Raw genomic sequence first — 12174 nt, forward strand, 5'->3', positions numbered from 1 at the left:
CACTCCGTAGGAGCCATTCAATAGCGACAGCACATGCGACTACCAACAGCAACAGTCCTATGCAGCATCCAATTATCGTTTTCTTCTTCCGTGTCATAACTTTCTGTTTTTGTTTTCTGCTTGCAAAATTAGCCAATAAACCATTAACCACCAAACGGAAGACTAAGCTCTGGAAGGAATTCCCTTTCAATGACGAGCAGGTCTTACTATATCTATCAGTTCGCCTGCCATCTTCGCATCGTCTACTCTCATGACTGTATCTTCAGAAGAGTGATAGCCAAGGAAATTGATGTCGCCATACCAACAAATGGATTTGTCGATTATAGCGCATTGAATTGTCTGCGCATCGTTAACTGAGTAGGTACCGCCGAGGCCAATGAACTTCTGTTCGTCATAGCCCTCTTTCTTGATGCTAACGTAAATATTCACCCCGTTGGATTGCTGCTCGATAAGTTTCTGTATAACAATAGGATGGCGGTATATTCTAATCATGGGACAAGCAATCACTACAGAATGTTTGGCATTGGAGATATCAGCAAGAAAAGCTGTTTCGAACGTGCCTCCATCATAAATCATGTCAAATGGAGTGTTCGGGGTTGTTTGACGAGGCCGTACTTTATACCCCACGGCAGCATATCCTCGCAGTCGGCGTTTGTACATTGTTTCGCACATTGGTTGGCGAATGTCGACATAATCATACACCCGCACGTTTGTTTTGCCTTCACAGTCACGATGCAGACGGCCGGTATATTGCGCGACGAGACCTTTATAAGAAACTGGCTGGGCAAGGAACAAAGTGTCAAGGCGCGGTAAGTCAAAACCTTCTGAAATGTATTTCAGCGAAGCTACAATAACCATCGGCTCTGTAGGCAACACAGCTTTCAGACTTAATTCTATCTCGTGCTTCTCTTTGGCAGACGCAGAGCCAGTGAGGACGATGACTTGCTTACACAAAGGCTTGATAAGTTCAGCCAATAATGACACATGCTCTACGAGTACGCTTATAATAATTGGTGTGCGTCCGTCTTTCAATGCGTTTGCGACATCGCTTATTATCAGATGGTTACGCTGCTTATCATCTGTCAACTCATGCAATATTTGACTATAGCTCAGTTTGTCATCGCCGAGTTGGCGGTAAGCAGTGAAACGGGGAATGAGCCATCGGCTGAAATTCTGCTTTGCCATCTGGGCTGCAGCATCCTCGGTGAACCGTATCGGCCCACACTGCATGAAAATGATGGGTTGGTGACCGTCCTTACGCATAGGTGTAGCCGTCAGTCCATACACATATTGTGCATTAGCATACTTCAGCACCTGCTCAAAATTGGAAGCTGACACATGGTGGCATTCATCTACTATCACCATTCCATAATTTCTAACGAATGACTTGACTTCATTGCCAGACATGCAAGATTGCAACAGAGCAATGTCAATATTGCCGTTCAGCGTATTTTCGTCTGAGCTTAACAACCCGACGAGCGGCTGTTCCTTCTTGCGTCCCCGTTTCTTAGGAGCATCCGGCAATGTATAGTTAATGGTCATGAACTCACAAAATTTATTCCGCCATTGCTTTGCCAGAGCCTTGTTGTGGACGAGTATGAGCGTATTAACTTTTCTTCTGGCTATCAGACCGATAGCAGCAACGGTCTTACCAAAGGCCGTAGTACCCGACAGGACGCCATTCTCATAAGACATCAATTGGGTGACGGCTGCTTCTTGCTCCGGCCTTAGCGTGCCGCAGAATGAAACATCTATCGTATGCCCGTGGTTAGTCTTATCTTCTATCCCGATGCCTACGGAATTCTCTTCAAAGAATCCGACCAAAGCATCCTCACAGCCACGGGGCAGTCCAAGCCAATCATCCGAGACATCAGCACACGAGATAATTCTCGGTACATTATAGGTTGACAGATGCATGCCAAGTTTGACCCCAAACTCTGGATTCTTGAAGGATGCAATACGCTTCAGATGGTTAATGACCTTTGGCGACAAGTTTTTGGTAGATATGTATAACATATTGGACTTCACGACATTAACCGCAGAAGGCAAATCGTCTTTCGTCACATTCATTGCCACAGGCGTTTCCCACGGCTTTCTTTCGCTGGTCTTCGACAATTCACCGAAGTCAGGCTCGTTGGCGTGCAATCTCAATAATGTTTCAACGGCATCCGAGGATAGCTTAGTGACCGTACGCAGGTATTTCCATTGGTCGGGATATTGTTCAAAATTGTCATCGACGAACACACTATTGCCTTTCTTTCTCGGCAATCCTTGAAGGGGCAGAGCGACAAGATTGCCAAAACCGCCTTCCGGTAAATGGTCCTGGTTCGGGAAGAAGCGATCATAGGACTTAAATGACATCCGACCGTTACGGTTCATGGCCTCCGTAAGCACGGCATTGCCCAACCGCCTTGCCTTGCCAGCGGCGACAGGCTGCTCAAACAATATCCAAACATGAGCGCCATTGCCGGAACGCGACCGCTCTATAGAATAAGGTATACCCCAGTCCTTGCATACACTGACGAAAGCAAGCACATCTTTCTTAAAGCCGTGTTCGCAGTTTTTATCATCAAAATCAGCACACAGGAAGTTACATGTATCATCAGACAGTATGGCGTAGACGCCTATTGTAAAAGGCTTCCCCCATTTATCCACACCACACAAGTGTTTATAAATCTCTGCGTCACCCAAAGCAACAAATTGGCGGTTCGGACAGTTGGCGCATTTGTATTTTTTCCTATCACAAAGAGAAGTCCAACGGTTGGAGCATGCCGGCATGTAACCGGATTTGCTGCCATCGCGGCTGGTCCATCTGAGTGCAAACACGTCTTCCCGGCCCTTGAACAGACTACGGAACAGATCCTTACGCTGTTGCAGGATTTGCTCTTTGCTCAGCGGGCCTTGATTATCAGCGTTGGAGCGTACAGTAAGGACCTCCTCGTCTTTAGGCGAAGGATTTTGTTCGTAGCTAATGCCATGTGCTGAGAGGATGCTTTTCAGCCTCTCATTTTCGCGGCTTAATCGTTCTAACTTCTGAAGAAGTTCATCTGTATTGAGCTTTTCTTGCATCTTTACACTGTTAATCAAACAAGGTTATACGCCTGAAGGTGGCCAGCAGCCACCTTTAGACGGTTTCGCTTTAATCTTCTTGAGACTTTTTCCACTCCAACGCCTGCTTGGTTAGCTGGTACATCTGTCTTGGATGATTAGGCTCGTTGGGATATTTGCGTTCTATGGCGTTATCTAATAGTGCTGGTGCCACGTAGTTCTCACGGAATGTCATACGGCTCTTTAGACCACATACTTGCATCATAGATTTCATGGACATGGACTCATTAGACATATTTAATATAAGATCCTGAACTTGGATGGTACTTGGATGGTACTTGGATCCTTTTTGCCCTCAACTTGAGTCGTAGTTGGATCGTTGAAACGTCACAGTGACCATACCCTTGTCTATCAATTTTTGTATGTCGTCGATGGCATAATTATCTTTTTTGAGTACAAAAATACGAAGATTCTTTCAAAGAGATCTATTTGTTGCTCATCATTTTTATAAGTAGCGCCTGCATCTGCTCCTTTGTCATATTGGGTATGTAGTCTATCGTCGGCTCATCCTCCAGACGAAGCAGACGACGGTTATACTCAAATTGCTTGTTCAGGGGATAGGAGGACAGATAAAGCTGGGTGACTGTCTTTTGTGTAGAATGTCCCATACTCTCAGAAATATACTGCATGTCAACACCAGCATTGCGCAGGTTAGTGGCAAAAGAATGGCGTGTCCATGTGCCAGAGATTCACTCTTCCCATCCAAAGATGTCCTTACAGATCATGTGCAGCCGTTTGCGAACATTCTGGTTTTCCTGTTGAATGCGTCGATGCTTCTCATCTGTGGTCTCAGCTCCTTTAAGAATCTCAGGGAAGACCAGCGCCCCCTTCTCAGGCTTGGCACCAATGTCATTAACCCACATTGCAGCTATATTTCAGCTAACCCCCTGATTCCCAGGATTCGTTTTTTTTGATATCCGCATTTTGGGTCCACACAAATTTTCTTGCCTTTATCGGAATATGGTCCACCTTGAGCGTGTCGTATATCTGTAGTAAATCATTTTCCGGCTCGGGGCATTTACTTACTGCTATCTTTTCTCCGTTGCTTAGACTGGCAGTGCTGGTGGCTACTATCTGCTTGTTCATACGGCTCCTTCATTTAAATTTTGACTAACATGGCATAATTGTTGCATTGTTTCCCTCTGACAGATGCTCATTGCATGCCATGGTGTAGATGCTATAGTTCTTTTCATTTAGTAGGGTCATGGAGAGAGTACACCGATAACAAGTTGTTAAGATAATTCATATTATTCCGTCTATTGTACCACCTCTGTACAACATTGATTTTCAATGGGTTACTAACACATGCCATTTCGCGTTCTAAAACGGTCCGTTTTAGGACGCCAAACGGTCCGTTTCGCAAGCTGAAACGGACCGTTTGGGAAGCCGAAATGGTATGTTTGGGAATGGTGTAAAGATATTTCGATATTGCTTTCACTTCACGACAGACGCAAATCCGTCAAAAATCTGAAACGGGAAAACAATGGGGAAACATTTTTAGGGAACAGGCTCCATACTTTATAAATAATAACGCAAACAAAACACCAGCAAAAGCAAGAAGGCTCACACACTAACAAAATAGATTGTGTTAGTTTGTGAGCCTTCTTTTGGCGATATCTATCGCTCCATCTTGCGGATGAAACCTAAACTTCTCTTATCTTCCTTGCCATCATAGAATGCGCTGAGCACATCACGGAAAATGTCGTTGGGCGAGACCACATCGAAGAGGGTCATCGAGGATCGCAACTTGCGTGCATCTATCGCACTGCCCATGACGGCGACAATGTCCTTGCCTTGATTTGCCAACATCGCTTGCGTCACTTCACGCAGACGGGCTCCGAGCACGGGATGCGAGAGATACGCCTTCGCCTCCTCCACATCGGCAAGACCATATATCCACGAGTTGGAACTGTGGCCGAGGCCCCGAAGCTGTGGGAAGATATACCATATCCAGTGGCTCCGCTTCTCACCGTCTTTCATCTCCTGCAAAGCCGTGGCGTAATCGGACTGCTGCATGTCAAGGAACCGTTGGAGGTTGAAAGGATCTTCAGTAGTGTTATCAATCGTCCTTTCAAAGTTGTCGAGGATATGGCGAAGCGTAGGAGTCAGCAGACCGTAGCAGTAGCCGGCAAGTGCTTTTGGCATCTCATAGGCTGCCTGAGCGATAGCACCTGCCATGGCACCGATGGTGTCGCTGTCGCCACCGATAGACACCGCGTTGCGGATGGTACTCTCGAAGTCGTGGCTGTCGAGATAGGCGATGATAGCCTCCGGCGTGCTGCCCATGCACGACACGTCGTAGGTGTATTCGGGGCGTATCCCGTCGATGGTGCGGTGGAGATCATATCCAAATGTCGTCTCTAAATGCTCACGAATTTCCTCCTTCGATTTCCCCTGTCTTGTGAGGAACACTGCTGCGGCAATGGCCTGCGCACCCTTGATGCCCTCGGGATGGTTGTGCGTCACCTCGGCAGAGATCTTGGCGAGGTTCAGAGCTTCATCCAGACTCTTTGCATAGAAGCCCACAGGACTGACCCGCATGCCACTGCCGTTGCCCCAGCTGTTGTATGGCTTCGGCTCACGTTCTATAAGCCAACGCTTAAAACTGCCGCCATATCCTGCCCAAGTGTATTTCAGTCCCAGCTCACGCATACACTGCACGAGGTATTCGTGACTGTGCGTCTTATCCTCAGTCAGCCATTTCGCCACGGCAAGTGTCATCACCGTGTCATCGGTAAACTTGCTGCGCGGTGTCAGCAGATGAAAGTAATAATCCTTTGTGTTGTTGAACTCATACACGGAGCCCACCACGTCACCAATAATTGCGCCTAACATAAGCTATTCTGTTTTGCCCTTTTCTTTCCACACTGTCCATAACAATAATCCCGCTACAGCTACATCCACCACATTCCACACGCCCCTGCCGAGTACAATCTTGAAGAATGGCTGAAAAAGAAGCGCCAATGCCGCATACGCCACCGTCCATTCCTCCTGCTTCTGCTGATAGCTACGGTAAGCCAGAACAGCGAAGCACACCATTCCTCCCAACCTTACCAGCTCGTAATAGCCGTATGGCAGAGGAAACAAGCAGAGTAGCAGAGCTACAGCAATAATGATTTTTAATGGTCTCATTGTACCAAATTTTTGTGTCTTAGACATATCGTACATCTTCCAATGCACTGCACGATCTTGTTTTGTTCACCGCAGGGACTCCAGACAAATACTTAGTACTTGAGAACCCATAATAGGCAATATCCTTAAGCATCTATTTTAGGAATGTCAGAACTCGTAGCATCGGAATACCGAAGTTGAAGTTGTCGCTGCCGTTACTTCCTGCAAAGTTTACTGCCACAAGCCTGCCATGGTCATCCACGACAGGAGAGCCGCTCGAACCCTGTTTGGCTGGAATGCTATACGTTATTCGGTTGCCATCGGGCACCTGCGTCAGCGTGCCACTTGTAAATTGGGCGTTGATGCCTTTATTGGTTTTGGCAAGGGCGACACCATAATTATAACCAATCATATACAACGGTTGGTTTATCTTCACGTCTTCAGCTTTGTATGCTTTGTCAGGGTCAATCTCATAGATATATTTGTCTTGTGGCGTTGTCTTGCTTTTCAATTGCAGGAGGGCAAGGTCTGTATCGGCATCATTGGATGTTCGGAGCAAGTTGCAGGGCTTCTTCATAAAATCACTCCACGAGTTGATATTGTCACCATCATAGGCGATACCAAACTGAGAATGCAACTGGATGCTGAAGTTATCATTGAGAATATTGCTGCGAACGTTTTCCTTCACATTCTCTGCATACGCGTATTGCTCACGAAGATTTTGCAGTTCTTGCGACAACATCTGAATGTCATTGTCACTAAGACTCGTATAGGCATTACCCCACTCGTCGTATGACACAGAGCCGTTGGCATAGTTCTGAATGGCATCATAACGCTGGCTCATAGAATCCTGCAGCGACTCGATATATGCGGCATAGAGACCGATGATTGCATTGATGTTTCTCTTGACAGTTGGCTTGTCTACCTCAGGAGCCACCACATGCCGGTTGGTAAGTATACGCCCTGTCTGGTCTATGAAGAAGCCCGTGCCATTGAGAATGGCTGCATTTTTCTTCACTTCATTCAAGTCGCTTGTCAAACCATTGAAGTCACCATCCTCGTCCAGTCCCGTAAAGTATATATGACTGCCATTGGCAAGCGTAATGTCATAATAATATTCATTGCAGATAAGAACCACTCCCGACTTCTGCTCTGCAAAGATCTCCTCAGGTGATTTCTTACAACCAACGAGCAAGATGGTTGCAAACAGTAATAGAAACTTGAAGGTTGTTTTCATATGTGCCATAGTTTAGAGCTCTCTATATCCTTACAACGTCATATCTTTCAGTTTAGTGTGTTTAGCGCCCTCTTATTCCGCAAGCACGTGTCCATGGTAAAGATTTATTTGCCGAAAAGAGATTTGAGAATCATCCTCCCTATCTTGCGTTCCACCCCAGCCTTTGAAGTAGGGATACCCGTTTCTCTCGCGAAATTTTGTTTTGCCTGTGTTATTCCCAACGCTCTCTTCCATGAGAAAGAGAGGCCAGGGATGCCTGTGTTGGATTTACGCCTTGTCATAATAACGAATGTTTTGAAGAATTATTATCATTAGTATTCACTGTTTGAAAGGATATTCGAGATTTCATCAGGAGAAAAATTAATATCCACAGTATGTCCGGAATGATTGCCACAGTATCGGTATATCAGTCCATATTGCAATTTCTTTAACAGCTTCTCAAACCGAGTAAGAACAACGTCATCTTCAGATTGAAGCGAACCCGCTATATCTGATTTCACTTGGTCTTTAACCTGTCTAATGATCTCCACGTCATTCCCAAGATCCTCTTCATCAACGCTCAGTTTATAGACCACATTGTTGTCTTGCTGAAAGATTTGTGTAATCAAAAGTCCTTTATCTATCTTCTGAGGCAGATTAGTATTGGCTAATTGGATATTAAGGTCTAAAAGTTTATGATCCATGGCATGCGGCTTCCCGTCAATATTCGCCATAAAATCCCTAAGCTCTTGATTCGAAATATCTATTACTACCATAGCTTTCGATTTGTTCCCCAACATTTTGTATCTCAGATTGACATCATCGTTACTTATAGTCTCCATTGAGGCAAGATTTGATGAAGCCAAACTTGTCATTGACAATTCCTTTAATAAGGGTTTATACATTTGAAATTTTCCAATATCCGTCAATGTCTCTTTTTCGTTTACTAAATACGTGAATGTCACCGTTCCATCCTCATATTCTACTTTTGTGATAGCACCGAAAGACCCAAGGACAATCGGACATTGATCGTTCAACTGTTCTATTTCCTGCTTGATAGCTGCTTCCTTTTGGTTACAACTCAAGAAACTGCCGCAGACAAGGAGAATTGTGATGCAGCAAAGTAAAATCTTTATTAGTCTTTTCATACCGTACTATTTTTAGGTTAAACAAAAGAATAATACACCGAAGCTTTAGCATCATTTTTTAATTTGCTCACCAGAATAATTCCTATCTCGATATCCTGATGACACGCTTTTGGTTGTCAATTTCTACCTTCCCAAGACGAGCAAGCACACTTTGCCCCAACAGCAACGGAGCCCGTTGGTTACGAACGACTGATGCTTGCACGTTAGTAAGCACATCATTGCCAAAGGTTACCTTACGAAGTATCAGTTTAGTTCCTTCCGATACGTTTCCGTTGGCATCCAGATAATATGTATTTCCTACCACATCGTCCTTGGACAGATAGCCGTTCTTCATCATAAAGGTGGCCTCTACAATGGACAGCGACACGTCACTGGCTCCAGTATCAAGCCAAAAGTTAAGAGGCAGACCATTGATGTTGCACTTTACCTTACACAAACCACCCTCAGTACGCATGAAAGGAATTTCACTGATACGCCTTCCTCGTTTCATATCAACACCCTGCCTTACGCTCGATTCTGGCATCACTTCATCATCAGCGTGGATAACCGGAGCCGTAAACTTCTCTTCGGTTTCTCCTTGAGCTTTCTGCTTATATTTCTTGACAAGTGACTTGAAATCCTCACGCCCTTTCAAAGAATCAAGGTCGTGGTCATCCTTAAGATGCACGAAATCACGATAACCTTTCTCTAAAGCAGTACGCAGATAAGCTATGGCTTTATCATATTCGCCCATGCGTGCATAGAGACATGCTGCATCATAATAATCTCCATCTTCCTCGCTTCTGGCAAGCGTACTGTCCTGAATGGAAACCGCTTTGACCTTATCACCAAGCTCATAGTAAGCATATTTGGCACAGTCATCATCTGTATATACCGTATCAAGTTCCACGGCCTTGCGATAATCTGCTAACGCCATGTCTGTTTTACCCTGACGTTTATAGAGATTTCCACGCAGTACATAGGTTTGGGCAAAGTTTGGTGCCAAGACAATGGCCGTTGTGTAGTCGGTGATAGCCTCGTCGTCCTTACCTTGTGCCTCCTCATAACCACCTTTGAAATAGTAGCCATTGGCATCATCGGGCACTTTTTCTATAAACTTGTTGACCGTAGTTATTGCATCTCTTGTCAAACCAAGCTCATATAAGTAACGTGCTTCTGTTAACAGATAGTCTGTTTCGGTAGAGTCTATCAAAACGGCTCGTTGGATACAATCCAATGCTTTACTGTAATTGCCAAGCTCAGCATAGCACGCGGACATTCTGTCCATTATTACATCACTTGCTCCCAACTGGTAAGCGGCTGTATAGGCATTGATTGCCTCATTATAGTCTTTATTGCTTTCATATACATTTCCTTGTACATAAGACCACAAGTTATTATTCTTGTCCTTAGCCTGCTGAATGCGCAACTTTGCAAGCAGCACATCTTTACCTTGTGATTTAAATTTACTAAGCAGAATATAAACATATCGATTATGATAATCGAGGGCTTTGATTACATCATCAACTGCTTCACTGTATTTACCCAACGCTAAGTAAGAATCAGCTCGATTGGAGTATCCCGTGTCATCTTTTGGATCAAGAGTTATTGCATAGCTGAACAGTTCTATTGCTTTTTGATAATCCTTTCTTTCATTGGCATTACGCCCTTTACCCTTATATCCAAGACCATCACCTGGATATGCCTTTATCATTCGGTCATAATCCGCATCAGACAAATCGTATTGTTTTTTGTTATAATAATAGTCTGCACGGTCACTAAGCGTTTGCCAGTCATTGGGATTCTCTTTTAGAGAGGCCTTCCAATCGTCAAGAGCCAGGTCTTCATGGCTCAGTTGCAGATTGATGTTTGCTCTCAACCGATAGGCATAAGAGATCCAGTCTTTGTCTTTCTTAAGGTATCCGATTGCCTTATTGATATTTTCCAACGCGTCACCTTCCCTGTCATACTTATCATAGATGACGGCAAGATAATAGTACGCATAGCCATTCTTGGGATGCTCCTGCACCTCTTTCAAAAATGATGTTTCTGCCCCACTATAATCCGGGCTTTCTGCTGAACACAATTCTACGCCACGTTTATAGTTATAGCTGTTCTGCATCTCCTCCGGTTTTTGAGCAAAACCGGAAATGGAAAAGGCGAGGAGGATAAATAGTAATATCTTTCTCATAGTTATATAGCTTTATTTAGTCATAAGATCATTCAGGTCATCTTGGTCAAGGACTACTGAGACTATCCTGCCAGATGTTCCCACATAGGTGTATTTCAGATTTTTATGTGTATGCTTCAATGCCGTCAAATTGACTACAGTGGATTGGTCTCGTCTTGTCATCATATTTGCTTTAATGCTTTTCCTTAACTCTTCCTTATAATTTTCAAGATTATCATCCATTAAGAAGCTATCATCAAATAAAGAAACCTCCATTTGAGACACTATACAATTTGGCCCTTGCTTTGCCGTTTCTGGCTTAGCAAGGGCTTTCTTTCGTAGAAAGCCCGTTTAAACTTCCCCTTGTTTTAGTCTCTGCATAATTATTTTTGCCAATATTATTGGTAATTTCTTGCAGATATGGCCATTTATTTGTACCTTTGTATAGTTCTTTTAATTATATAGATACTATACATATTTATGGCTATTCCAGAAGAGATAAAGTCAGTCGCCCGCCCCAAAAGTACGATAGTCCGACAGAGAGGCAGTCGTTTTGTCGTCATAAAAAGGACGAGCAAAAGAATTAACGGGAAGCCTATCCCCGTAGACCAAGGAACGGTAGGAGAAATTGTAAACGGCAAGTTTGTCGAGGGCTCATATATGCGCAAGAAAAATCAAGTGGATATTAAAGATTATGGAGAGGTGGCTCTCTGTGACAAGTACGGCAGTGGACTTCTTCAAGAACTCGCCAAGGTTTGGAATCTCGACGATGCAAAGCGCCTCTATGTCATTGCCTTGCTCCGTGCTTCATATGGAGGCATCATGAACCGTGACTTGCAGATACAGTACCTCTGCTCATTTGCATCAGAGATGTATCCGGGAGTGCATTTGTCTGAGACGGCAGTGTCCGGGTTTCTTGTGAAGATAGGCAAGGCGTACTCCCTTATCTGTGAGTTCATGCGCAATAGGGTGAACACCTTTACCGGCGGTGACATGGTTATCGATGGCATGCTCAAGGACTACAATGCCAAGACGGGGAGTCTGTCGGAGTTCTCGCGCAAGGGAGCGAAGAAAGGCTCCAAAGATATCAGCTTGCTGTATGCTTTCAACCCATTGACGCGTGAGCCCATAGCGGCAAAGCCTTACGCAGGCAACATGCTGGATCAGACGGCGATAGACGACTTTGTAGCGGAGTATGAGATTAAGAATGGTCTGATGGTATTCGACAAGGGTTTCTACAACGACAAGCTTTTTGAGAAAGTCGACAAGATGGAAGGACTGGCATACCTGATACCGTTGAAGCAGAATTCGGCGTTCATAAAGAATTACAAGATGGATGAGCCGACAATGCCATTGAAAGACTATAAGGACGGAACGATTCTATACAAAAAGCAAAAAATGTCAAACGGCAAGTTCCTCTACTCTTTCCGCGACCCGAAGGC

11 protein-coding genes are annotated in these 12174 nt (G+C 44.6%); 1 reads left to right on the top strand and 10 read right to left on the bottom strand.

What is annotated here, in order from left to right; translation table 11 throughout:
• Positions 1-186: 186 nt before the first annotated feature.
• The 10 genes from LDN30_RS15205 to LDN30_RS15250 all read right to left on the bottom strand — a co-directional run bounded on the left by LDN30_RS15205 (position 187) and on the right by LDN30_RS15250 (position 10753).
• Complete coding sequence (locus tag LDN30_RS15205) at positions 187-3069, bottom strand: TOTE conflict system archaeo-eukaryotic primase domain-containing protein (protein WP_223930121.1); 2883 nt, start codon at positions 3067-3069, stop codon at positions 187-189.
• Positions 3070-3139: 70 nt separating this feature from the next.
• Positions 3140-3370 (bottom strand): Fic family protein, encoded by a 231-nt coding sequence (locus LDN30_RS15210; RefSeq protein WP_368858186.1) that lies wholly within the window; start codon positions 3368-3370, stop codon positions 3140-3142.
• A gap of 163 nt (positions 3371-3533) precedes the next feature.
• Entirely contained in the window at positions 3534-3797 is a 264-nt protein-coding gene (locus LDN30_RS15215; RefSeq protein WP_223930183.1) for a tyrosine-type recombinase/integrase, read from the bottom strand.
• Positions 3798-3971, bottom strand: a complete 174-nt coding sequence (locus LDN30_RS15220; protein ID WP_223930124.1) for a hypothetical protein — start codon at positions 3969-3971, stop codon at positions 3798-3800. It abuts the gene before it with no gap.
• A gap of 16 nt (positions 3972-3987) precedes the next feature.
• Positions 3988-4194: a hypothetical protein gene (locus LDN30_RS15225; RefSeq protein ID WP_223930126.1), complete on the bottom strand. Its 207-nt coding sequence runs from the start codon at positions 4192-4194 to the stop codon at positions 3988-3990.
• Between the two features lie 531 nt (positions 4195-4725).
• Positions 4726-5943, bottom strand: a complete 1218-nt coding sequence (locus LDN30_RS15230; protein WP_223930128.1) for a DUF1810 family protein — start codon at positions 5941-5943, stop codon at positions 4726-4728.
• A gap of 3 nt (positions 5944-5946) precedes the next feature.
• Positions 5947-6267: a DUF6804 family protein gene (locus tag LDN30_RS15235; RefSeq protein WP_223930130.1), complete on the bottom strand. Its 321-nt coding sequence runs from the start codon at positions 6265-6267 to the stop codon at positions 5947-5949.
• Between the two features lie 106 nt (positions 6268-6373).
• Complete coding sequence (locus LDN30_RS15240) at positions 6374-7465, bottom strand: S1 family peptidase (protein WP_223930132.1); 1092 nt, start codon at positions 7463-7465, stop codon at positions 6374-6376.
• A 302-nt stretch (positions 7466-7767) separates the two neighbouring features.
• Positions 7768-8583, bottom strand: coding sequence for a hypothetical protein (locus LDN30_RS15245; RefSeq protein WP_223930134.1), 816 nt, complete (start codon positions 8581-8583; stop codon positions 7768-7770).
• Positions 8584-8665: 82 nt separating this feature from the next.
• Entirely contained in the window at positions 8666-10753 is a 2088-nt protein-coding gene (locus LDN30_RS15250; protein ID WP_223930136.1) for a tetratricopeptide repeat protein, read from the bottom strand.
• A 459-nt stretch (positions 10754-11212) separates the two neighbouring features.
• Between LDN30_RS15250 and LDN30_RS15255 the strand changes: the two genes are divergently transcribed.
• On the top strand, positions 11213-12174 hold a 962-nt coding region (locus LDN30_RS15255), incomplete at its 3' end, for a transposase (protein ID WP_223930036.1).

Source organism: Prevotella lacticifex, from assembly GCF_019973375.1.
Taxonomy (GTDB): domain Bacteria; phylum Bacteroidota; class Bacteroidia; order Bacteroidales; family Bacteroidaceae; genus Prevotella; species Prevotella lacticifex.

What these genes read in the sequence shown, in the direction of transcription:
- LDN30_RS15240 (WP_223930132.1), bottom strand. Translation starts at nt 7,465, where the DNA reads ATGGCACATATGAAAACAACCTTCAAGTTTCTATTACTGTTTGCAACC.
- LDN30_RS15220 (WP_223930124.1), bottom strand. Translation starts at nt 3,971, where the DNA reads ATGTGGGTTAATGACATTGGTGCCAAGCCTGAGAAGGGGGCGCTGGTC.
- LDN30_RS15235 (WP_223930130.1), bottom strand. Translation starts at nt 6,267, where the DNA reads ATGTCTAAGACACAAAAATTTGGTACAATGAGACCATTAAAAATCATT.
- LDN30_RS15205 (WP_223930121.1), bottom strand. Translation starts at nt 3,069, where the DNA reads ATGCAAGAAAAGCTCAATACAGATGAACTTCTTCAGAAGTTAGAACGA.
- LDN30_RS15225 (WP_223930126.1), bottom strand. Translation starts at nt 4,194, where the DNA reads ATGAACAAGCAGATAGTAGCCACCAGCACTGCCAGTCTAAGCAACGGA.
- LDN30_RS15230 (WP_223930128.1), bottom strand. Translation starts at nt 5,943, where the DNA reads ATGTTAGGCGCAATTATTGGTGACGTGGTGGGCTCCGTGTATGAGTTC.
- LDN30_RS15250 (WP_223930136.1), bottom strand. Translation starts at nt 10,753, where the DNA reads ATGAGAAAGATATTACTATTTATCCTCCTCGCCTTTTCCATTTCCGGT.
- LDN30_RS15245 (WP_223930134.1), bottom strand. Translation starts at nt 8,583, where the DNA reads ATGAAAAGACTAATAAAGATTTTACTTTGCTGCATCACAATTCTCCTT.